Below are 24396 nucleotides of genomic sequence, written 5' to 3' on the forward strand. Positions count from 1 at the left end.
GATGCGATGTACGCTTTAGTTTTTCTAAGTGTGATGTTAAACATAGTATGTTTATATTTAATTTTTAATCTAAACAAGAAATTACAACAACAAAATAACTCACATGAATCAAAAATAAGTGAAGAAGTAGAAGAGCTTCTTGAGCTTTTTTCAGAAGAAATGAAGATGGAAAATGAACGCTTGCATGATATGATCATAGAATTCACTCAGAAAAATCATCAACAACTGGTTCTGGATGAGAAAACTGATGAGATCTCTAATATAGGAACAGAAGAAACAGATATAGGCCAGAAAGATTCAGACGATAAACATTTCTCTAAAGAGACAAATGAAGTATTAATATTAGCTCAAAAAGGATATAATGCTGAAGAAATTGCAAAAATCCTACACCGAGGAAAAGGTGAAGTTGAGTTGCTTTTAAAATTTTATCGATAACAAGTAAAAAGACTTGCAGAAAATGCACGAAACATGTTATATTATTTCTCGGTGTTAATCACACACGTTTGCGGATTTGAGTAATGTGGTGCTGACTAAGTCAGTTATTGCTCAAAGGTGAAACAAACGGAGGTAAACAAACCTAGGAGGTGCCATTATGGCAGTAATTTCAATGAAACAATTGTTAGAAGCTGGTGTACACTTTGGTCATCAGACTCGCCGTTGGAATCCGAAAATGTCTCGTTACATTTTCACAGAAAGAAACGGTATCTACATTATCGATCTTCAAAAGACGGTAAAGAAAGTTGAAGAATGCTACAATGTTATGCGTAACATCGCAGCAGACGGCGGAAAAATCCTTTTCGTTGGAACTAAGAAACAAGCTCAAGATTCAGTTAAGGAAGAAGCTCAACGTTCTGACATGTACTACATCAACCAACGTTGGTTAGGTGGAACTTTAACAAACTTCGGAACAATCCGCAAGCGTATCAACCGCTTGAAAGATCTTGAAAAAATGCAAGAAGACGGTACTTTTGAAGTACTTCCTAAAAAAGAAGTTATTCTTCTTAAAAAGGAAATGGAGCGTCTTGAAAAGTTCCTAGGCGGAATCAAAGACATGAACAAGCTTCCTGACGCATTATTCGTAGTTGACCCTCGTAAAGAGCGCATCGCGATTGCTGAAGCTCGTAAATTAAACATCCCGATCATCGCTATCGTTGATACGAACTGTGATCCGGACGAAGTTGATCACGTTATCCCTGGTAACGATGATGCAATTCGTGCAGTTAAACTTCTTACTGGTAAGATGGCAGATGCTATCATCGAAGCTAACCAAGGCGGAGAAGAAGTAGCAGAAGCAGCTGAAGAAGAAACTACTGCTTAATTAAATGGAATGCTCAAGGGTGGTAGAGGGGATGACCCTTTATCACCCTTTTTATGTAAAGTCACAACTAGCACTACATATCCCATAAGGAGGCAAAAACACATGGCTATTACAGCACAAATGGTTAAAGAATTGCGTGAGAAAACTGGCGCAGGAATGATGGATTGTAAGAAAGCATTAACTGAAACAGATGGTAACATGGAGGCGGCAATCGACTACCTTCGTGAAAAAGGGATCGCGAAAGCTGCTAAGAAAGCTGACCGTATCGCTGCAGAAGGTCTAACATCTGTAATCGTTGACGGAAACAAAGCAGTTATCCTTGAAGTGAACTCAGAAACAGATTTCGTTGCGAAGAACGAAAACTTCAAAAACTTAATCGCTGAGTTAGGTAACCACTTGTTGGCTACAGAGCCTGCATCAGTAGAAGATGCACTAGCTTCTGACTTTAACGGAACTTCAGTAAATGATTACATCAACGCAGCAATCGCTAAAATCGGAGAAAAGCTTACACTTCGTCGTTTTGAAATCTTGAAAAAAGACGAGAATGCAGCATTCGGCGCTTACCTTCACATGGGTGGACGCATTGGAGTTCTTTCAGTTCTTGAAGGAACTACAGAAGAAGAAGTTGCAAAAGACGTTTCTATGCACGTTGCAGCAGTAAACCCTAAATACATCTCTCGTGACGAAGTTAGTGAAGAAGAAGTATCACGCGAGCGTAAAGTGTTAACAGAGCAAGCACTTAACGAAGGAAAGCCTGAAAACATCGTAGCTAAAATGGTAGAAGGACGTCTTGGTAAATACTTCGAAGATATTTGCTTAAACGACCAATCTTTCATTAAAGATCCAGACCAAAAAGTTGGTAAATATGTAGCTTCTAAAGGTGCTACTGTTAAAGCCTTCATTCGCTTTGAAGTTGGAGAAGGTCTTGAGAAGCGTGAAGACAACTTCGCTGAAGAAGTAATGTCTCAAGTTAAAAAGTAAGCACAGTTTAAAAAAGAGGGGAGCACGTTGTGTTCCTCTTTTTTTACAGAAATAACCTTGGTTTTTTAATGCTCTACATTAAAAGCTTGTTGCTTTAGCTTGTTTTTTAAAGACATCACTGATTAGTTGATTGTAGTGCAAGGTGCGAGACTCCTGGGGGACAAGCGGGACAGGTGAGACACCTAAGGGCGCAAAGCGCCGAGGTGGCTCACCGCACGCCCCCCGGAAAGCGAGCACCTGAAACGGAAATCAACCTCTATCAAGCAACGAAGCTTATCAATAACATCCTTTATAAAAGACCAGGTAAATACATTTTTTTAGGTGATGGAGGGACAAATGACTACTTCAAAATATAAACGAGTCGTCTTGAAATTAAGTGGAGAAGCACTAGCAGGTGAACAAACATCTGGAATCGATCCAAAAATCGTTCAGTCAATTGCAGAACAAGTAAAAGAAATCGTTGAACTCGACGTAGAAGTTGCTGTAGTAGTAGGCGGCGGAAACCTATGGCGTGGTAAGACGGGCAGTGAGATGGGAATGGACCGTGCTTCAGCAGACTATATGGGCATGCTTGCTACTGTGATGAATTCATTAGCCCTTCAAGACAGTCTTGAGAACATCGGGGTTCAAACAAGAGTACAAACATCAATAGAAATGCGTCAGGTTGCAGAACCTTATATCAGAAGAAAAGCCATTCGTCACCTTGAAAAAAAACGCGTTGTCATTTTTGCAGCAGGAACTGGTAACCCGTATTTCTCAACAGATACGACTGCCGCACTAAGAGCAGCGGAAATTGAAGCAGAAGTCATCTTGATGGCTAAGAATAACGTGGACGGCGTATATTCAGCAGATCCTAAATTGGATGAGAACGCTGTTAAGTATACGACATTATCATATCTTGATCTTTTAAAAGATGGACTAGCAGTTATGGATACAACAGCATCATCACTATGTATGGATAATGATATCCCGTTAGTTGTTTTCTCGATCATGGAAGAAGGAAACATCAAACGAGCAGTGGCTGGAGAAAAAATTGGAACCGTTATAAGGGGGAGAAACTAATGGCAAAAGAAGTTTTAACTCAAGCAGAAGAAAAGATGCAAAAAGCGATCGGAGCTCTAAGACGCGAATATTCAACACTTCGTGCAGGTAGAGCAAACCCTTCTCTATTAGACAGAGTACAGGTTGATTACTACGGAACTCAAACGCCGATCAATCAACTAGCTGGTGTAACAACTCCAGAAGCTAGACTTTTGGTGATTCAGCCTTACGACAAATCTGCAATGGCAGATATTGAAAAGGCGATTCTAAAGTCTGATCTTGGTCTAACACCTTCTAACGATGGACAAGTGATTCGTATTGCGATTCCAGCTCTAACAGAAGAACGCAGAAAAGAACTAGTTAAACTTGTTAAGAAGTTTGCTGAAGAAGCAAAAGTAGCTCTAAGAAACGTTCGTCGTGATGCGAATGATGACTTAAAGAAACTTGAAAAAGAGGCTGAGATCACAGAAGACGAACTACGTCGCTATAATGATGAAGTTCAAAAGCTTACTGATAAATACACAGCTGAAGCTGATTCTGTAAGTTCTGCTAAAGAAAAAGAAATCATGGAAGTATAACGCTTTTCCATGTACAATTAAATATAAAAAGCCCTCTATAAAAGGGGGCTTTTTTATTAGACAATATCACCATTTTGCTAGACTTTAAATGATAAGGTGATTGGCATATGGAGACCACCTCCCTATGAGGTGGATTCTATGAAGTCTAAGAAGATGGAGGCTTATACATGCTTGACAAGCTTTTCTTTAAGAAAAAAAGTCCAGAGAACCATACATTCAGTGAGGAAAACATCCCTAAACATGTAGCCATTATTATGGATGGAAATGGACGGTGGGCACGAAAACGAGCTATGCCGCGAATTGCCGGTCATCATGAAGGGATGAAGACCGTTCGTAAAATCGTTAAAGAAGCGAATAAAATTGGGATAGAAGTTTTAACCCTCTATGCTTTTTCAACTGAAAACTGGAAACGTCCACGCGAAGAAGTCGACTTTTTAATGAAACTTCCTGGAGAATTTTTAAATACTTTTCTTCCAGATTTGATTAAAGAGAATGTACAAGTGCGAATAATGGGTAAAAAAGAGTTATTACCACTTCACACAGTAAAAGCTGTAGATGAAGCGATCAACAAGACGAAGAACAACACTGGATTAATCTTAAACTTTGCTCTTAATTATGGCAGTCGTGATGAGATTACTGCTGCGGTTAAAGCTTTAGCTTCTGAAGTGAAACAAGGAAGATTAGAACCGTCACAAATTGATGATTCCATGATTGAACAGCATTTGATGACGCATGATCTAAACGATCCGGATCTTTTGATTCGCACAAGTGGTGAAGTACGATTAAGTAACTTTATGCTCTGGCAGCTTGCGTATTCTGAATTTTGGTTTACTGAAGTGTTATGGCCAGATTTTTCTGAAGAGCATCTACGAGAAGCTGTATCACAATTTGCCGGACGAGGCAGGCGGTATGGCGGTGTTTAATTAAGGAGGACTTATGAAACAACGGATTATAACAGGTGTAATCGCAGCCGTTTTATTTATAGGGATTACCCTTTATGGAAGCTGGCCGTTCTCACTATTAATACTATTGCTGACGGGGATTGGCATGTTTGAGTTATTGCGCATGAAAAGGATGGAGCTAAGTTTCGTGGGAGGGATCGGATTTTTATTAGCAGTCTTGATTGCATTACCACAAGACTGGATGAGTTCTTTAGAACCTTTTACTAAAACGGATGCCATTATACTTGCAGTTCTTCTATTACTAGTCGTAACTGTTGTACAAAAGAACAATACAGATTACAATCATATTTCGTTTGTGCTATTTAGTTCTATATATGTTGGTTTTGGGTTTTTCTATTTACTAGAAACTAGAATATTAGAAGGTGGGGTCCAACTTTTATTCTTAATCCTATTCATGATATGGGCAACAGACTCTGGGGCGTACTTTGTTGGAAAATCGATCGGAAAACGAAAACTTTGGCCGGTTATCTCTCCAAACAAAACGATTGAAGGGGCAGTCGGGGGAATCTTCTTTAGTCTTGTTGTGGGTGTGATCAGCTATTTGACTCACTTTGTGGATATGTCATTATCTAATATTCTACTGATTTCCATGATCGTAGGTATATTTGGTCAGATAGGTGATTTGGCAGAATCGGCATATAAACGAATATACGATGTAAAAGATTCTGGTACTTTGCTTCCTGGACATGGTGGGATTTTAGATAGATTAGATAGTGCGTTATTCGTATTCCCATTGCTCCACGTGCTTCATTTGATAGGATAACGCTAGGAGGTATAAGATGAAATCAGTAAGTTTACTTGGTGCAACAGGCTCGATCGGCGTGCAGACCTTAGATGTGATCGCCTCTCATCCAGAACAGTTCAAATTAAGTTCGATGTCTGTAGGTAAGAATATTGAGGCTGCTGAAAAAATTATATCTAAATTTCAACCTGAAATTTGTGCTGTTCAAAACGAAGAAGATGCAAAAATCCTTCGTTCGAAGGTAAGAACATCTACACGTGTTGTCTCAGGAATGGAAGGATTGATCGAAGCTGCGGTTTCTACAGATTCAACGGTTGTTGTGAATGCAGTAATCGGTAGTGTGGGGTTACTTCCTACATTAAAAGCGATCGAAGCAAAAAAGACGATCGCTCTGGCTAATAAAGAAACACTTGTAACAGCAGGTCATCTTGTTATGGAACAAGCGAAGCAACATAACGTCGCCATTCTTCCGGTGGATTCAGAACATTCAGCGATCTATCAGTGTTTGAACGGTGAAGACCCAAAACGTGTGGAGAAGTTGATATTGACTGCTTCTGGTGGAAGCTTTAGAGACCGTACTCGTGAAGAATTAAAAAACGTTACAGTGAAGGAAGCTTTGAACCATCCAAACTGGTCAATGGGTGCAAAAATCACGATCGATTCTGCAACAATGATGAACAAAGGTTTGGAAGTGATTGAAGCTCATTGGTTATTTTCCTTTGATTATTCGAAAATAGACGTCATTTTACATAAGGAAAGTATCATACACTCTATGGTAGAGTTTGTTGATACAAGCATTATCGCTCATTTGGGACAACCAGATATGAGAGTGCCGATACAATACGCTCTTACCTATCCCGATCGACTTGAATTAATAAACGGGAAAAGGTTAAACTTATGGGAAGTTGGAAAGTTGCATTTTCAAGAAATGGATTACGACCGTTTCAGATGTTTAAAACTAGCTTTTCAGGCAGGAACTGCTGGGGGCTTGATGCCGACCATCTTAAATGCTGCGAATGAAAAAGCGGTTGAACTTTTCTTGAATGGTCATATCTCGTTTCTTGAGATTGAAGAGTTGATTGAACGAGCTATGCAGAAGTTGTCAAACGTCAGTAAGCCAGACCTTGAGACAATACAAGAAACAGATAATAGGACTCGTCAATATGTGGAGTCACTACTTAGTAAAGGCAGGTAATGGAAATGAACACTGTGATAGCCATTATCATCATTTTAGGTGCTTTAATTTTCTTTCATGAACTCGGACATCTATTGCTGGCAAAACGTGCAGGCATTTTGTGTCGTGAGTTTGCTATTGGATTCGGCCCGAAAGTGTTTGCCTTCAAGAAAGGGGAAACGGTCTATACGATCCGTCTCTTACCACTTGGAGGGTTCGTACGTATGGCTGGAGAAGATCCGGAGGGTATTGAACTTAAGGCAGGTCACAGAGTTGGTTTGATCTTCAACCAAGCAAATGAAGTCGAGAAAATCGTTGTTAATCACCGTGACAAATATCCGGTTCAAAAAACGATTACCATTGAAAATGCTGATCTAGAACGTGAACTATATTTGACGGGTTTTGAAAACGAAGACTCTGGAACATCGACTTATAAAGTAAAAGAAGATGCACTATTTGTAGCTGATCATCAAGAGATGCAGATCGCTCCTTATAATAGACAGTTTGGATCGAAGACGATCATGCAAAGAACACTTGCGATCTTTGCTGGTCCTGCAATGAATTTCTTACTAGCTTTCGTGATCCTGGTCGTATTTTCACTCATGCAAGGAATTCCTACTAACGAATCGAGATTGGGTACCCTCCAAGAAGGAGCGGGAGCAGAAAAAGCTGGTTTGGTTAAAGGGGACAAAATTATTGCAGTTCAGGGCGAAAAGATGGACGATTGGAAAGAGTTAGTGTCTGTCATTCAAGAAAACCCTGGTGAGAAGCTAATGTTTACGATCAACCGCAATGGAGAAGAGAAAGTGGTCCCTGTTACGCTAGGTTCTCGTAAAGGTGCTGATGATAAGAACGAAGGGTTTATCGGAGCTCACCCATATACGGAATCCTCTTTTGTTGGTTCATTAGAATATGGTGCTAAACAAACATGGTTTATGACAACGGCTATTTTTACAGGGCTCGGACAACTGATCACGGGTCAGCATGGGATCGACCAGCTTTCTGGACCTCTTGGAATCTATGAGTATACAGATCAAGCTGCAAAAGCTGGTGTTTATATGTTATTGCAATGGGCAGCAATATTGAGTGTAAACTTAGGAATCTTTAACTTGTTGCCATTACCAGCTCTTGACGGAGGACGACTTCTCTTCTTAGGAGTTGAAGCATTGAGAGGGAAACCGATCGATCCGCAAAAAGAAGGAATGGTTCATTTTATCGGATTTGCTTTTCTAATGTTATTGATGCTTGTTGTTACATGGAATGATATACAGAAAATTTTTCTTGGTTAATTTGGGATGATTTGAGGAGTAGAGATTATGAGACAAAGTCAGTTGTTTATGCCAACTTTAAGAGAAGTTCCTTCAGATGCAGATGTTAAAAGCCACCAGCTCTTATTAAGAGCTGGCTTTATCCGTCAGAATGCCGCTGGAATTTATTCTTTTCTTCCTTTGGGGAAAAAGGTTCTTCATAAAATAGAAAATATTGTACGAGAAGAAATGAATCGTGCTGGTTCACAAGAGATGATGATGCCAGCACTACAGCTTGCTGAACTATGGCAAGAAAGTGGACGATGGTATAGCTATGGACCTGAACTAATGAGATTAAAAGACAGACACGAGCGTGATTTTGCTCTTGGAGCTACACATGAAGAAGTGATCACGAGTATCGTTCGAGATGAAGTGAAATCATATAAGAAGCTTCCTCTTAATCTATATCAAATTCAAACGAAGTTTAGAGACGAAAAGCGTCCACGTTTCGGCTTGCTTCGTGGAAGAGAGTTCATCATGAAAGATGCCTATTCTTTCCATGATAAGCAAGAAAGTCTAGATGATACGTATGAAGCAATGAAAGATGCCTACTCGGCTATCTTTAGTCGTTGTGGACTGAACTTCCGTGCGGTCTTAGCGGACTCAGGTGCGATCGGTGGTAAAGATAATCATGAGTTCATGGTTTTATCAGAGATTGGTGAAGATTTGATCGCGTATTCGACGGATTCAGATTTTGCAGCGAACATTGAGATGGCTCCTGTTGTTCTTAGTGAAGACCGCTCATCTGAAGCTCTTATGGAACTTGAGAAAGTAGAAACGAAACACGCGAAAAGCATTGAAGAGGTTTCGGAGTTCTTACAAGTCGCACCATCAAAAGTAATTAAATCATTGCTATATATCGCTGATGAGCAACCTGTTTTAGTTTTAGTCAGAGGCGATCATGAAGTTAACGAGATTAAGCTTAAAAATGTGCTCTCAGCTAAAGAAGTAGAATTAGCAACGGCAGAAGAAACAAAAAAATGGCTGGATGCTGAACATGGATCTCTCGGTCCGATTCAGGTCTCAAAAGAAGTTAAAGTAATCGCGGACCAAGCAGTGCCATATATGGTAAATGCAGTTTGTGGAGCAAATGAAACGGGATACCATTATACAAATGTTAACCACAATAGAGATTTTGAGGTTGACGAAACGGCTGATCTTCGTTTTGTTGTCGAAGGTGATCTGTCACCAGATGGTAAAGGAACGATCGTTTTTGCTAAAGGAATCGAAGTAGGGCATGTGTTCAAACTTGGTAAAGTTTACAGCGAACCGATGAAAGCTTCTTACTTAGATGAGAACGGTAAGAATCAAATCATGTCTATGGGTTGTTATGGAATAGGTGTTTCTCGTACATTAGCGGCAGTAGCTGAAGAAAACAATGATGATAAAGGGTTGATCTGGCCGTTATCACTCACACCGTTTGACGTTCATCTAATCGCTGTTAACAGTAAGAACGCAGAACAAGCAGCACTTTCAGATGAAATTTACACACAAATCAAGAATGATGGTTTTGATTGCTTATATGATGATCGCCCTGAACGAGCAGGTGTGAAATTTACAGATAGCGATCTTATCGGACTGCCGATTCGTGTTATGGTTGGAAAACGCGCATCAGATGGCATCGTAGAAGTGAAGATTCGTAAAAGCGGAGAATCTTTCGAAGTGCCAGTTTCTGAACTAAGCAGCTTTATTAAGAATGAGTGGGACAAGCTTAAGAATTAGTTAGAGCGTCATGAAATGGAAGATGTCCATAGAGGAGGTACCTCTTTTATATGAGAGGTGCCTTTCTCTTTGTACTTTACGAATGGAGATCTAATCTTTATGATGATATTCGAGGCTCACTACTTTAAGCTATAGTATAATTAAGTGAAAAAACGTTTAAGATTTGCGTTGGTTAGTCATGTGAAAACATAATTAAACCCCTTTAAGAGGAGGTTCCTATGAGCGGAAATGATCAACAGATCAGACAAGAGAGGCTTTCGCTTCTTTTAGAACAATTAGGTATGCCTGATGAGATGAAAACTGGTTTTTCGGAGGGAACGATCGAAAAACTTACGATAGATAAGAATAATAGAAGCTGGCATTTTATTATTGGACTCCTTCGTCCACTAACCCCTGATAGTTATGCATGGTTTAGTGCCAGCCTTCGTCAAACTTTTCAGCACATTGCTGCTGTGTCTTTTTCTCTTCAAACGAAAGAGGGATTTCAAGCAGATGAGCTTCTTGGCTTTTGGCCGTTGTGCAAAGAAAAGTTAGTTGAAACCGCAGCACCAAGTCTAGGAAGTATGCTGTCTACACAAGATCCTATTGCAGAAGGTAACTTTTTGTGTCTGACCGTTAGAAATGATGCGGAAGAAGCGCTTGTACAAAGAAAACTTTCTCCTGTTATTAAGGAGATGTACAGTCAGTTTGGGTTTCATTCTGTAATGGTCAAAACAGAGGTTAAACACTCTGAAGAAGATTTTCAAAAGTTTATCGAACAGAGAAAACAAGAAGATCAGAATAAAGTAATGGAAGCATTGGTTGAAAAAGAAAAAGCTGCTAATCGATCAGATGGTCCTGCAGCAAGAACTGATATTATGATCGGCTATTCAATCAAAGATGATCCTGTTCCGATCCAAACGATTCAAGATGAAGAAAGACGCATAACGATCCAAGGATACGTCTTTCATTCCGAAACGAGAGAGCTTAGAAGCGGACGTACACTTTTAACATTTAAGATTACCGATTATACGGATTCTCTATTAATCAAAATTTTCTCTCGTGACAAAGAAGATATTCCTATCCTTCAAGGCATTCAAAAGGGAATGTGGCTAAAAGTTCGAGGCGGAATTCAAAATGATACATTTGTTAGAGATCTAGTCATGATCGCGAACGATATTAATGAGATCAAGCCTGATTTTAGAAAAGATCTAGCGGATGAAGACAATAAACGTGTTGAGCTTCACCTTCACACCCCGATGAGTCAGATGGACGCGATTTCCTCCGTTTCTTCCTTAGTGGGACAAGCAAAGAAGTGGGGACATCCTGCTATCGCGATTACTGATCATGCTGGTGTTCAGTCCTTTCCGGAAGCGTATAGCGCAGGAAAGAAAAACGGGATCAAAATTCTGTACGGACTTGAAGCCAATCTTGTAGATGATGGTGTACCGATCGCTTACAACGAAGCGCCCAGAAAATTAACAGATGAAACATATATCGTCTTTGACGTTGAGACGACAGGTTTATCGGCCGTTTATAATAAAATCATTGAACTCGCAGCAGTAAAGATACGTGGTGGGGAGATCATCGACCGTTTTGAAAGGTTCGCGAATCCTCATGAATCGCTCTCTCAGACTACGATCGAATTAACTGGAATTACAGATGATATGGTTGAGAACGCACCAGAGATCGAAGAAGTGCTAAGAGATTTTCACGCGTTTATGGGTGATGATATCTTAGTAGCGCATAACGCTAGCTTTGATATGGGGTTCTTGAACGAAGGTTTACGCAAGATAGGATTAGGCGAAGCAAAGAATCCTGTTATTGATACGCTTGAATTGGCAAGATTTCTACTTCCTCAATTAAAGAATCATAGATTGAACACACTTTGTAAAAGATTTGACATTGAACTCACTCAGCATCACCGTGCTATCTATGATGCTGAAGCAACGGGCTATCTTTTATGGAAGCTTTTAAAAGAGACGTTTGAAAAGGATATCTTTTATCACGACCGTTTGAACGATAACATGGGGCAAGGTGGATTTCAAAGATCAAGGCCGTTTCACTGCACACTTTTAGCCGCTACACAAGAAGGTCTGAAGAATTTATACAAACTCGTTTCTGAATCACATCTATCTTATTTTTATCGAACACCACGTATTCCCAGATCACGATTAAGTAAGCTACGAGAAGGTATTCTTGTCGGTTCAGCTTGTGATAAAGGTGAAGTGTTTGAAGGTATGATGCAAAAGCCGATCGAAGAAGTTGAAAAGATCGCGGAGTTCTATGATTACTTAGAGGTTCAGCCACCAAGTAACTATTATCATCTCATCGAAAGAGAATTAGTTGCAGATGAGATGAATTTAAGAGAGATCCTATCTAACATCGTTCAGCTTGGAGAGAAATTGAACAAACCAGTTGTCGCGACAGGGAACGTTCATTATTTAAACCCTGAAGATGCGATCTATCGAAAAATCTTGATCTCTTCACAAGGGGGAGCGAATCCGCTTAACAGACAGACACTTCCAGAAGTGCATTTTAGAACAACAGATGAGATGCTGGACCTTTTCTCGTTCTTGGGTGAGGAAAGAGCTCAAAAAGTAGTTTGTGAAAATACGAGACAGATCGCCGACATGATTCAAGAGATCAAACCGATCCCTGATGATCTGTATACACCGAAGATCGAGGGAGCAGATGACGAAGTACGTTCGATGAGTTATAACCGAGCTAGAAGCATCTATGGTGAAAATCTTCCTGAACTTGTTGAGAAGAGATTGGAAAAAGAATTAAAAAGTATTATCGGACACGGATTTGCGGTTATTTATTTGATCTCGCATAAACTTGTAAAGAAATCGTTGATCGATGGTTATCTTGTAGGGTCACGTGGATCAGTTGGTTCGTCGTTTGTTGCGACAATGACTGAGATTACCGAAGTGAATCCGCTGCCTCCTCATTATGTTTGTCCGAAATGTAAAGAATCCCATTTCTTTAATGATGGTTCCGTTGGTTCTGGTTATGACCTTCCAGATAAAGAATGTCCAACTTGCGAAGTGCTTTATATAAAAGATGGACAAGACATTCCGTTTGAAACGTTCCTTGGTTTCAAAGGGGATAAGGTACCTGATATCGACTTGAACTTCTCTGGTGAATATCAGCCTAGAGCACATAACTACACGAAGGAACTATTCGGTGAAGATTATGTGTATCGTGCAGGTACGATAGGCACGGTAGCTGAAAAAACGGCTTACGGCTATGTAAAAGGTTATGCAGGAGACAATAACTTAACGATTCGATCAGCAGAGGTGGACCGCCTCGTAGCTGGTTGTACAGGAGTAAAGAGAACAACAGGGCAGCATCCGGGTGGGATAATTGTTGTTCCTGATTATATGGACATCTATGATTTTTGTCCGGTTCAGTTCCCAGCCGATGATAGCGGATCAGAATGGAAGACGACTCATTTTGATTTCCACTCGATTCACGATAACTTATTAAAACTCGATATACTCGGACACGATGATCCGACTGTTATACGTATGCTTCAAGATCTAAGCGGTATTGATCCGAAGACGATCCCTGCTTCTGATCCAGAAGTGATGAAAATCTTCTCAGGCCCGGAAGTTTTAGGTGTATCCGAAGATCAGATCATGTGTAAGACAGGTACGTTAGGGATTCCAGAGTTCGGAACAAAGTTTGTACGACAGATGCTTGAAGAAACAAAACCGAGTACTTTCTCTGAACTTGTACAGATTTCAGGACTATCTCATGGTACGGATGTGTGGCTGAATAATGCCAACGAACTGATAGCTAATGGGACTTGTGTGTTAAAAGACGTTATCGGATGCCGTGATGATATTATGGTCTATCTGATCTATAAAGGCTTAGAGCCGTCGCTTGCTTTTAAAATCATGGAGAGCGTGCGTAAAGGTAAGGGTCTGCCGGATGAGTGGATCGATGAGATGAAAAAGAACGATGTTCCTGATTGGTATATTGGTTCTTGTTTGAAGATCAAATACATGTTCCCTAAAGCCCATGCGGCAGCTTATGTATTAATGGCCGTTCGTATCGCATATTTTAAAGTTCATTATCCAATTTGGTTCTATGCTGCATATTTCACGGTAAGAGCAGATGATTTTGATGTGGAATCAATGATCAGAGGATCTAAAGCATTACGGACAAAAATCGAAGAGATCTCAGCTAAAGGGCTTGATGCTTCTACAAAAGAGAAGAATTTACAGACAGTACTAGAGTTAGCTCTCGAGATGTGTGAAAGAGGGTTATCGTTCCAGAAGATCGATCTTTATCGCTCCAGTGCAACGGACTTCTTGGTTGAAGGTGACACACTGATACCGCCGTTCAATTCGATCGCAGGGTTAGGGACAAATGCAGCACTAAACATCGTAAAAGCAAGAGAACAAGGTGAATTTCTTTCTAAAGAAGATCTTCAGCAACGTGCGAAGCTATCGAAGACCATTATTGAGTACTTAGATGATCAAGGATGTTTGGAAGGAATGCCTGATGCAAACCAGCTTTCGCTCTTTTAAGAGGGGCTTTCTGAAGGCTTGATCAGTTGCAGTATTTTATTGGTTATGGTATAGTATTTTTGGAAATACTGTTGAATGAATAACTGTCGGCGAAAGAGTGGGGCTCCCCACTCTTTCGTTACGTTTTGAGGTCATTCAGTAAGAAGGAGGGCAGCAATGAGTCAGAAGATTACAGAGCTCACAACAGAGCTTGTAACCCCAATCGTTGAAAAACTAGGACTTGAACTTGTTGACGTTGAATTTGTTAAAGAGGGTAAAAACTGGTTTCTCCGTGTATATATCGATTCCCCAGGTGGGATTGATATTGAGGAATGCGGGACTGTCAGTGAACAATTAAGTGAAAAACTAGATGAACTTGATCCGATCGAACAGCCCTACTTTTTAGAAGTATCTTCTCCAGGTGTTGAAAGACCATTAAAGAAACCTGAAGATGTAAAAAATGCTATCGGCAAAAATGTAAACATTAAACTTTATGAGCCATTAAACGGCGAAAAAGTATATGAAGGACTTTTAAAAGACTTTGACGGTGAAACGCTGTTCATGGAGATTAGAGTGAAAACGCAAGTGAAAAAGGTAGAGTTACCTTATGCTAAAGTGGCCAACGCCCGTCTTGCGGTTGTTTTTTAATGAAGAGGGGAGAAGAAAAATGAGTACCGAGCTTTTGGATGCACTTACATTGTTAGAAAAGGAAAAAGGGATTAGTAAGGAAGTAATTATTGAAGCGATTGAAGCTGCCCTTATTTCTGCGTACAAGCGCAATTTTCATCAAGCGCAAAATGTTCGTGTTGATTTTAACAGAGACACAGGAAGTATCCGTGTTTTTTCAAGAAAAAACGTGGTTGAAGAAGTTGAGGACGATCGTCAAGAGATCTCAGTGGCAGAAGCTCAAGCGATCAACCCTGGCTATGAATTAGAAGATATTGTTGAAGAAGAAGTTACACCAAAAGATTTTGGACGTATTGCCGCTCAAACAGCAAAGCAAGTTGTTACACAGCGTGTACGTGAAGCAGAGCGCGGGATCATCTTCTCAGAATTTATCGATCGTGAAGAAGATATCATCACGGGAATAGTTCAACGACAAGATCACCGTTATATGTATGTTAGCCTTGGCAGAGTGGAAGCTCTTCTTCCTGCTGCTGAACAGATGCCCGGTGAATCACATACCACGAACGACCGCATCAAAGTATATATCACGAAAGTTGAAAAGACGACAAAAGGTCCTCAAATTCTAGTATCAAGAACTCACCCAGGTCTTTTGAAACGCTTATTCGAGCTTGAAGTACCAGAGATCTATGATGGAACGGTTGAGATAAAATCGATCGCTCGTGAAGCAGGCGATCGTTCAAAGATTGCTGTTCATGCTGCTGATCCTGAAGTAGATCCGGTTGGATCTTGTGTTGGACAAAAAGGTGCACGTGTTCAAACGATCGTAAACGAATTGAACGGTGAGAAGATCGATATCGTTCGATGGAGTGAAGATCCAGTTGTCTATGTTGCAAATTCACTTAGCCCAGCTAAAGTACTAGAAGTACAAGTGAATGAAGAGGAAAAGATGACAACGGTTATCGTTCCAGACTATCAACTTTCATTAGCGATTGGTAAAAGAGGTCAAAATGCTCGTTTGGCTGCAAAGTTAACAGGTTGGAAGATTGATATTAAAAGTGAAACAGAAGCAATAGAATCAGGTGTGTACGATCCATCAAACGCTCGCAGTGATTTTTTCGAAGATACTGATGAGGATGAAGAGTAAGAAAAGACGAGGTGGAGACAATGAAAACACGTAAAATTCCGATGAGAAAATGCGTAGCCTGTCAAGAGATGAAGGCTAAAAAAGAATTAACACGTATTGTCCGCTCACCAGAAGGAGAAGTCTCTGTCGACACGTCAGGGAAAAAATCCGGAAGAGGAGCCTACCTTTGTCATGAACCAGCTTGTATCGAACAAGCAAAAAAGAAAAAGGTTCTTGAGTCACATCTCAAAACAAAGATTCCAGCTGATCTGTATGAACAGCTTGAAAAAGGAAGTCATACATCTTGAAACCAACTCCTTGGGAAAACTTTCTTGGAATAGCAGCTCGAGCCGGTAAAATCATTTCCGGTGAAGAACTAGTTGTGAAAAGCATCCAAAAACAAAACGCGAAAATTGTTTTGCTTTCAAAAGATGCTTCAGATAATACAAAGAAAAAAGTTACAGATAAATGTGCCTTCTACAAAATTGATCTTGCTTGGGTAGAAGATCGTAACGTTTTAGGCAGGGCTATCGGTAAGGAGCAACGAGTTGTAGTTGCTGTAAATGATCAAGGATTTTCTAAGAGATTGAAGGAACTTCTTGATCACTAACTCGGGGGTGAACATATGAGTAAAATCCGCGTATACGAATATGCGAAACAGAAAAATGTTCAAAGTAAAGACATTATTGAAAAGCTTAAAACGATGGATGTCCACGTTGCGAATCATATGTCTATGATTGATCAGGCAGCTCTTAAAAAGCTGGATGAGGCTTATCGTCCAAAGACCAACAAAGATCAACCAAAATCAACGAATCAAAATCAACTCCCTAAATCAGATGTGAAAAATAGCAACCCTGGTAATGACACCAAATCTAATAAAAAGGAAGTTCAAAAAGAGAGTAATATGAAAATAAAAAAAGAGAACAATAACTCGTCACAAGCTAAAGGACCAAAGTCCACGAATACTAACAACCAAAGTAATCAGAACAAGACTAGCAACAACACTCAAAACAAAAATAGCAACAATAATCAAAACAAGAGCAATAGCAATCATTCAAACAACAAGAATAATAACAACAGAAACCAAAACAACAATAGAAACAATAACAACAAGAACAATAACAATCGCAACAAACAAAACAGAGGCGGCGGAAACCAGCAACAACAAGCTCCGCAGAAGAAAGTGCTTGAAACGCCAAGTAAAATCACTTTCACTGATTCACTTCAAGTTGGTGAACTAGCTAAAAAGTTAAACAAAGAGACGTCTGAGATCATTAAAAAGTTAATGGGTCTTGGAATCATGGCAACGATCAATCAAGAGCTCGATAAAGAAGCGATCGAATTGATCGCAGCAGACTACGATGTAGAAGTAGAAGAAGAGATCATCGTTGATGAGACTGAATTTGAAAACTACGAAATTGTAGATGAAGAAAAAGATTTACAAGTTCGTCCGCCAGTTGTTACGATCATGGGTCACGTTGACCATGGTAAAACAACGCTTCTTGATGCGATTCGTAACACAAAGGTAACTGCAGGCGAAGCTGGTGGAATTACTCAGCATATCGGTGCTTATCAAATTACGAACAACGGAAAACAGATTACGTTCCTAGATACTCCTGGACATGCTGCGTTTACAACAATGCGTGCTCGTGGAGCTCAAGTAACAGATATCACGATTCTTGTTGTAGCTGCTGATGACGGTGTTATGCCTCAAACAGTAGAAGCGATCAATCATGCTAAAGCAGCGGAAGTTCCGATCATCGTTGCTGTAAACAAGATGGATAAAGAATCTGCTAACCCAGATCGCGTTATGCAAGAACTTACTGAGCACGGACTTGTATCTGAAGCTTGGGGTGGAGATACGATCTTCGTAAACGTTTCTGCGATTAAAGGTGACGGAATTGATGATCTGCTTGAAATGATCAACCTTGTTTCAGAAGTTGAAGAATTAAAAGCTAATCCAAACCGTACGGCAGTTGGGACTGTAATTGAAGCACAGCTTGATAAAGGCCGTGGATCTGTAGCAACACTTCTCGTTCAATCAGGAACGTTAAACGTTGGTGATCCAATTGTTGTAGGACACACTTTTGGTCGTGTTCGTGCGATGGTAAATGATCTTGGCCGCAGAGTTAAGACGGTAGGACCTTCAACACCAGTTGAGATCACTGGATTGAACGATGTTCCACAAGCTGGAGATCAGTTCATGGTCTTCGCTGATGAGAAAAAAGCGCGTCAAGTCGGTGAGTCTCGCTTCAAAAAACAGCAGGATGCACAACGTAAAGAATCTTCTAAACTAAACCTCGATGACCTCTTTAATCAGATTAAAGAAGGTGACATCAAAGAAATTAATGTCATCATCAAAGGTGATGTTCAAGGTTCTGTTGAGGCACTTGCAGGATCGTTGCAAAAGATCGATGTGGAAGGCGTTAAAGTTAAGATCATCCACTCAGGTGTTGGAGCGATCAACGAGTATGATATCATGCTTGCTTCAGCTTCAAACGCAATCGTGATCGGTTTCAACGTTCGCCCGGATAATGGTGCAAAACGTACGGCTGACGCTGAAAAAGTTGACGTTCGTCTGCATAGAATTATCTATAACGTGATCGAAGAGATCGAGTCAGCGATGAAAGGGATGCTTGACCCAGAATTTGAAGAAAAAGTGATCGGGCAAGTGGAAGTTCGTACGACTTTCAAAGTTTCTAAAGTGGGTACGATAGCTGGATGTTACGTTACTGAAGGTAAGATCACAAGAGATTCTACAGTTCGCTTGATCCGTGATGGAGTTGTATCTTACGAAGGTAAGATCGATGCACTTAAACGTTTTAAAGACGACGCTAAAGAAGTATCAGCGGGATACGAATGTGGAATCACGCTTGAAAAGTTCAATGATATTAAAGAAGGCGACATCATTGAAGCTTACATCATGGAAGAAATTAAAGTAAAATGATCGGGTTCTTAACGGTTGAGTTTTTCATCTATGAGGCACAGTCGTTAAAAGATAAACGTTCAGTTGTTCAAAAAGCGGTAAACAGAATTCGTCAGCGATTAAATGTTGCTGTATCCGAAACAGATCATCAAGATTTGTGGCAGCGTGCAGAGATAAGTATGGTTACCGTTTCTTCGGACAAAATAATAGCAGAAAAAGAATTGCATAGAGCACTTGCGATCATTACATCTATTACTGAGTTGGAAGTTACACGTTCAAACATCGAGTGGCTGTAAGGCAAGTGGCAAGAAACGGGGTGTAGTAAAAATGGGCACAATCCGTTCCAATCGTATTGGGGAACAGATGAAAAAAGAGCTTAGTGACATTATAGGCCGAAAAATCAAAGACCCCCGCGTAGGTTTTGTGACCGTTACGGCGGTAGATGTAACTGGTGACTTACAGCAGGCAACTGTTTATGTTTCTGTGTTTGGTGATGCCGATCAAAAGGAACAAACGTTGCGAAGCTTAGCAAAAGCTACAGGTTTTATTCGTACGGAAATCGGAAAACGAATTCGCATGCGTAAAACACCAGACATCTTTTTTAAATTTGATGAATCTCTAAATTATGGAAGCAAGATCGAAAGTCTTTTGTCTGATATCAAACGTGAGGATGAAGAAGACGAAGAAAACGAAGAGCATCCGAAACCATAATAGCAAATGGATAGGCAATTAATTTTGTCTATCCATTTTTTGCTTGTAAAAAAGTGACAATGCGATCAAAGGAGAAGCTTTTATGAGTGCAAGACAAGGAATTTTGGCATTAAAAAAACCTGCTGGTATGACATCACATGATTGTGTGGCAAAGATAAGAAGAATTTTTTCAACAAAAAAAGTCGGTCACACAGGGACATTAGATCCTGAGGTGACGGGAGTTCTTCCAATATGTATCGGAAGAGCGACGAAGATCGCAGAGTACATGTCTGACTATGGCAAAGAATATATAGGTGAAGTCACTTTAGGGTTCTCTACAGAAACCGAAGATGCTCACGGTGAAAAAGTAGAAGAAAAACAAGTAGAAAAGGATATCCCTTTTTCGGCTATTAAAGATATTCTACAGTCGTTACAAGGAGAGATCGAACAGGTTCCACCCATGTACTCGGCAGTTAAAGTGAATGGGAAAAAACTTTATGAATATGCAAGGCAAGGGCTGACCATTGAACGCCCGAAACGAAATGTTACCATTCATGAACTCGAGCTAATGACCGACGGTAACTTATTGAGTAAAGAACAACCCGTCTTTTCATTCCGCGTACGATGTTCCAAAGGTACATACGTTAGGACGCTTGCTGTTGAGATCGGTGCGAAACTTGGGTATCCAGCGCATATGTCATCTTTGATCAGAACAGCATCAGGACCTTTTTCTATTGAGGACTGTGTGACGTTTGAGGAGCTTGAAAGCGGTGAGACGCCTTTAGAAGAATACTTGTTTCCTCTTGAAAAAGGAATCTCTCACTTTCCAAAATGGACAGTTACAGAGGATCTGTTGTTCAAGATAAGAAATGGTTCTGTACTTGAAGCACCAAATGATTTGGTAGAAAGTCCGTTTGGTGTTTATAATGAAGAAGGAAAATGTCTAGCCATCTATGAGAACCATCCTTCAAAACCAGGTTTAATAAAACCGGTAAAAGTGTTAGCCATTGATTAACGAAAGAAGTTAGTAGGTGAGTTTTTGGAAACGATTGTTATAAGTCATCCGCATCATTTTCAACCAGATAACCTTCCACCAACTATTTTGGCTCTAGGTTATTTTGACGGAATCCATGTAGGACACCAACGTGTGATCAACACGGCAGTAGAGCTTGCTAAGAAGAACAACGCCGTTCCTGCTGTTATGAGCTTTCACCCACATCCGTCTGTCGTATTAGGTAAGAGTGATCAAAATTGGACCTATATCACACCTTTAGAAGAAAAAAAGAAGATTCTTGAGGAAATGGGTGTAGAGCGATTCTATCTTGTGAAATTTGATCATGTTTTTGCAGGTCTAGATACTCAGGAGTTTGTTGATCAGTATGTGATCGGACTCCATGTCGTACATGTTGTTACCGGTTTTGATTTTTCATACGGAAAGTATGGAAAAGGAAACGTTGAAACTTTAGTAAAAGAATCAAACGGACAATTTGGACAGACAGTTATTGAAAAAATCGAAAAAGATGGTCAAAAGATTAGTTCAACATTGATTCGAAACTATCTAAAAGAAGGTTTAGTCGATGAGATTGAGCCATACTTGGGTAGGAGATATAAACTCAACGGAACGGTGATTCATGGGGATAAGCGAGGTCGTACGATTGGATTCCCAACTGCTAACCTTGACACCGACCAATATTCACTGCCAAAAGTCGGTGTTTACGCAGTGGAGGTTTCTATCGATGAAAAAAGCTTTCTAGCGATGGCGAATGTAGGGTACAAACCTACATTTAAAGATGATCAAAAAAAACCATCCCTTGAAGTGCATATCTTTGACTTCAACCAAGAGATTTATGGTGAAGATGTTCGGATCACGTGGTTGAAGAGAATTCGTGATGAAAAGAAATTTAATGGAATAGACGAACTTATTGCCCAGCTTCACGCCGATAAAAGCAAAACGTATGAAATCATACGTTCACTGTAATAAAAAACTTGCATTTATTCTATAAAAAGTCTATGATAATAACTGTACATTTTAATGTGCATATAACCATTGCTTGGCAAATCGAGTCACCGACGTTTGCTCGGTAATTGGTGTTTCTATTATTAAGGAGGTGAAAAGGATGGCTATTACTCAAGAGCGTAAGAACGAACTAATCAGCGAGTATAAGGTACATGATACGGACACTGGATCTCCAGAAGTTCAGATCGCTATCCTTACTGAACAAATCAATGAGTTGAATGATCACTTGCGTACACACAAGAAAGATCACCACTCACGTCGTGGTCTATTGAAAATGGTTGGTAAGCGTCGTAACTTGTTAACGTACCTACGTAACAAGGACATCACGCGTTACCGCGAATTGATCGGAAGACTTGGATTACGTCGTTAATCCAGCAAAGCGGGATATATTTCCCGCTTTTTTTATTGCAAGCATTCATCCATAAACGGCACTAAACATGTTATTCTTGGTATGTATGAGTAAATTCTTTCGAGTTTTTCTTTTTAGGAAGGACTACGTTAGGATATAATAGAACCATAATATGATAGGATTTTTCTAAGTGTTGAGAGGAGTACCAAGTAAAATGGATCAACAAAAAAGAACTTTTACAATGGACTGGGCGGGTAGAACGCTTACGTTCGAAATTGGAGAATTAGCAAAACAAGCAAATGGTGCTGTAATGGTCAGATATGGCGATACTGCAGTGCTTTCAACAGCTGTTGCATCAAAACAGCCTAAAAACCTTAGTTTCTTTCCGCTGACAGTAAACTACGAAGAGCGTTTATATGCAGTTGGTAAAATTCCAGGTGGATTTATTAAACGTGAAGGACGTCCAAGCGAAAAAGCTGTATTGGCGAGTCGTTTGATCGACCGTCCTATTCGTCCTCTATTCGCAGATGGTTTCCGTAACGAAGTACAAGTTGTCAGCACTGTAATGAGTGTAGATCAAAACTGTTCTTCAGAAATGGCTGCGATGATCGGATCATCACTTGCGTTGTCTATTTCAGATATTCCTTTTGAAGGACCGATCGCTGGAGTTACCGTTGGTCGAATCGAAGGCGAATTTGTGATCAATCCAACGGTTGAGCAAAATGAAAAAAGTGATATTCAATTAATTGTTGCGGGTACTAAACATGCCATCAACATGGTTGAAGCTGGTGCAGAAGAAGTTTCTGAAGAAGTGATGCTTGAAGCGATCATGTTCGGTCATGAAGAGATCAAGCGCTTAATCGCTTTCCAAGAAGAGATTGTTTCTGAAATCGGTAAAGAAAAGATGGAGATTGTTCTTCATGAGCTAGATAAAGATGTTGAACAAGAAGTTCGTGAATTTGTTGGAAACGATGTGAAAGAAGCAGTTAAGGTTGTTGAAAAGCATGCTCGTCAAGAAGCTTTAGACGCTGTAAGTGCCAACGTCGCTTCTCGTTACGAAGAAGATGAAGATAAAGCCAGCGAAGCAAAAGAGGTTTTACATAAACTCATCAAAGAAGAAGTACGACGCTTGATCCTGAAGGAAAAAGTTCGTCCGGATGGAAGGAAAACAGATGAAATCCGTCAACTTTCTTCAAAAGTAGGCATTTTAGCAAGAACGCATGGTTCAGGTCTATTTACACGTGGGCAAACACAAGCGCTCAGCATCTGTACATTAGGTGCTCTTGGCGACGTTCAAGTTCTAGATGGCCTTGGAGTGGAAGAGTCAAAACGTTTCATGCATCAATATAATTTCCCTCCATTCAGTGTAGGTGAAACTGGGTTTATGCGTGGACCAGGTAGACGTGAAATCGGACATGGTGCACTCGGTGAACGTGCTTTAGAGCAAGTGATTCCGAACGAAGAAGAGTTCCCATACACGATTCGTCTCGTTTCAGAAGTATTAGAATCCAACGGTTCTACATCACAAGCTAGTATTTGTGCAAGTACGCTTGCATTGATGGATGCTGGTGTACCGATCAAAGCTCCTGTTGCAGGTATTGCGATGGGTCTGATCTCTGACGGTGAAGATGTAACGGTGTTAACGGATATTCAAGGCATGGAAGATCATCTTGGCGATATGGACTTTAAAGTGGCAGGAACTCCTAACGGGATCACTGCTCTTCAGATGGACATTAAAATTTCAGGAATTAATCGTGAAATTCTTCAAGAAGCTTTAACACAAGCAAAAGAAGGACGTATGATCATCCTAAAGTCTATGCTTGCTACACTTTCAGAATCTCGTACTCAACTTTCTCAATATGCTCCTAAGATCTTAACAATGAAGATCAATCCGGATAAGATCCGTGATGTAATCGGGCCGAGCGGCAAGATCATCAACAAGATCATTGAAGAAACGGGTGTTAAGATTGATATCGAGCAAGATGGTACAGTCTTCATCGCTTCAACTGACGAACCTATGAACAAAAAAGCGAAGAAAATCATTGAAGATATTGTTCGTGAAGTTCAAGCAGGTGAGTACTACATGGGCAAAGTTAAACGTATCGAAAAGTTTGGTGCGTTTGTAGAACTATTCAGTGGTAAAGATGGACTCGTTCATATCTCTGAACTTGCTGAAGAACGTGTAGGAAAAGTTGAAGATGTACTAAAGCTTGGTGACGAGATCATGGTTAAAGTAATGGAGATCGACAATCAAGGTCGTGTTAACTTATCTCGTAAAGTTGTACTAAAAGAAGAAAAAGCAAAGAATGAACAGCAACAAAATGCATAAAAAGTAATTAG

At 40.2% G+C, this 24396-nt stretch carries 22 protein-coding genes; all 22 read left to right on the top strand.

Annotation, left to right across the window (positions count from 1 at the left end):
* The first annotated feature begins 6 nt into the window (after positions 1-6).
* The 22 genes from ABE65_RS08765 (at position 7) to pnp (ending at position 24385) form a co-directional block, all read left to right on the top strand.
* Positions 7-435 carry a DUF6115 domain-containing protein gene (locus ABE65_RS08765; protein ID WP_156499146.1) on the top strand — a complete coding sequence of 143 codons (429 nt, stop codon included), beginning with the start codon at positions 7-9 and terminating at the stop codon, positions 433-435.
* 157 nt (positions 436-592) lie between these two features.
* Positions 593-1318, top strand: a complete 726-nt coding sequence (rpsB, locus tag ABE65_RS08770; RefSeq protein ID WP_066393720.1) for a 30S ribosomal protein S2 — start codon at positions 593-595, stop codon at positions 1316-1318.
* A 102-nt stretch (positions 1319-1420) separates the two neighbouring features.
* Entirely contained in the window at positions 1421-2299 is an 879-nt protein-coding gene (gene tsf / locus ABE65_RS08775; protein ID WP_066393722.1) for a translation elongation factor Ts, read from the top strand.
* A 336-nt stretch (positions 2300-2635) separates the two neighbouring features.
* Positions 2636-3361 (top strand): UMP kinase, encoded by a 726-nt coding sequence (gene pyrH / locus ABE65_RS08785; RefSeq protein WP_066393724.1) that lies wholly within the window; start codon positions 2636-2638, stop codon positions 3359-3361.
* The gene (gene frr, locus ABE65_RS08790) at positions 3361-3918 is read left to right on the top strand and encodes a ribosome recycling factor (protein ID WP_066393725.1); all 558 of its coding nucleotides are present in this window, start codon (positions 3361-3363) and stop codon (positions 3916-3918) included. The genes pyrH and frr overlap by 1 nt, the downstream gene beginning before the upstream one ends.
* A 167-nt stretch (positions 3919-4085) precedes the next feature.
* Entirely contained in the window at positions 4086-4841 is a 756-nt protein-coding gene (locus tag ABE65_RS08795) for an undecaprenyl pyrophosphate synthase (protein WP_066393728.1), read from the top strand.
* Positions 4842-4854: 13 nt separating this feature from the next.
* Positions 4855-5643 (top strand): phosphatidate cytidylyltransferase, encoded by a 789-nt coding sequence (locus tag ABE65_RS08800; RefSeq protein ID WP_066393730.1) that lies wholly within the window; start codon positions 4855-4857, stop codon positions 5641-5643.
* Between the two features lie 16 nt (positions 5644-5659).
* Positions 5660-6817 carry a 1-deoxy-D-xylulose-5-phosphate reductoisomerase gene (gene dxr / locus ABE65_RS08805; protein WP_066393732.1) on the top strand — a complete coding sequence of 386 codons (1158 nt, stop codon included), beginning with the start codon at positions 5660-5662 and terminating at the stop codon, positions 6815-6817.
* Between the two features lie 5 nt (positions 6818-6822).
* Positions 6823-8085, top strand: coding sequence for an RIP metalloprotease RseP (rseP, locus tag ABE65_RS08810; protein ID WP_066399956.1), 1263 nt, complete (start codon positions 6823-6825; stop codon positions 8083-8085).
* A 27-nt stretch (positions 8086-8112) separates the two neighbouring features.
* On the top strand, positions 8113-9825 hold the full coding sequence (locus ABE65_RS08815) for a proline--tRNA ligase (protein WP_066393734.1): 1713 nt from the start codon (positions 8113-8115) through the stop codon (positions 9823-9825).
* Positions 9826-10043: 218 nt separating this feature from the next.
* Positions 10044-14345 (top strand): PolC-type DNA polymerase III, encoded by a 4302-nt coding sequence (locus ABE65_RS08820; RefSeq protein WP_066393736.1) that lies wholly within the window; start codon positions 10044-10046, stop codon positions 14343-14345.
* 156 nt (positions 14346-14501) lie between these two features.
* Positions 14502-14972 carry a ribosome maturation factor RimP gene (gene rimP, locus ABE65_RS08825; RefSeq protein ID WP_066393739.1) on the top strand — a complete coding sequence of 157 codons (471 nt, stop codon included), beginning with the start codon at positions 14502-14504 and terminating at the stop codon, positions 14970-14972.
* Positions 14973-14991: 19 nt separating this feature from the next.
* Positions 14992-16095: a transcription termination factor NusA gene (gene nusA, locus ABE65_RS08830; protein ID WP_066393741.1), complete on the top strand. Its 1104-nt coding sequence runs from the start codon at positions 14992-14994 to the stop codon at positions 16093-16095.
* A 20-nt stretch (positions 16096-16115) separates the two neighbouring features.
* Complete coding sequence (gene rnpM / locus ABE65_RS08835) at positions 16116-16382, top strand: RNase P modulator RnpM (protein WP_066393756.1); 267 nt, start codon at positions 16116-16118, stop codon at positions 16380-16382.
* Positions 16379-16684, top strand: coding sequence for a YlxQ family RNA-binding protein (locus ABE65_RS08840; RefSeq protein ID WP_066393759.1), 306 nt, complete (start codon positions 16379-16381; stop codon positions 16682-16684). Before rnpM ends, ABE65_RS08840 begins: the two co-directional genes overlap by 4 nt.
* Before the next feature lie 15 nt (positions 16685-16699).
* Positions 16700-19021 carry a translation initiation factor IF-2 gene (infB, locus tag ABE65_RS08845; RefSeq protein WP_066393767.1) on the top strand — a complete coding sequence of 774 codons (2322 nt, stop codon included), beginning with the start codon at positions 16700-16702 and terminating at the stop codon, positions 19019-19021.
* Entirely contained in the window at positions 19018-19296 is a 279-nt protein-coding gene (locus tag ABE65_RS08850; protein WP_066393768.1) for a DUF503 domain-containing protein, read from the top strand. The genes infB and ABE65_RS08850 overlap by 4 nt, the downstream gene beginning before the upstream one ends.
* A 31-nt stretch (positions 19297-19327) precedes the next feature.
* Positions 19328-19711, top strand: coding sequence for a 30S ribosome-binding factor RbfA (gene rbfA / locus ABE65_RS08855; RefSeq protein WP_066393771.1), 384 nt, complete (start codon positions 19328-19330; stop codon positions 19709-19711).
* 82 nt (positions 19712-19793) lie between these two features.
* A complete protein-coding gene (truB, locus tag ABE65_RS08860) occupies positions 19794-20705 on the top strand; it encodes a tRNA pseudouridine(55) synthase TruB (protein WP_066393773.1) in 912 nt (303 codons plus the stop codon).
* Between the two features lie 24 nt (positions 20706-20729).
* The gene (locus ABE65_RS08865) at positions 20730-21668 is read left to right on the top strand and encodes a bifunctional riboflavin kinase/FAD synthetase (protein WP_066393776.1); all 939 of its coding nucleotides are present in this window, start codon (positions 20730-20732) and stop codon (positions 21666-21668) included.
* 139 nt (positions 21669-21807) lie between these two features.
* The gene (rpsO, locus tag ABE65_RS08870) at positions 21808-22077 is read left to right on the top strand and encodes a 30S ribosomal protein S15 (RefSeq protein WP_066240919.1); all 270 of its coding nucleotides are present in this window, start codon (positions 21808-21810) and stop codon (positions 22075-22077) included.
* A 193-nt stretch (positions 22078-22270) separates the two neighbouring features.
* Complete coding sequence (gene pnp, locus ABE65_RS08875) at positions 22271-24385, top strand: polyribonucleotide nucleotidyltransferase (protein WP_066393778.1); 2115 nt, start codon at positions 22271-22273, stop codon at positions 24383-24385.
* Positions 24386-24396: the final 11 nt, after the last annotated feature.

The organism is Fictibacillus phosphorivorans (genome assembly GCF_001629705.1).
GTDB lineage: Bacteria > Bacillota > Bacilli > Bacillales > Fictibacillaceae > Fictibacillus > Fictibacillus phosphorivorans_A.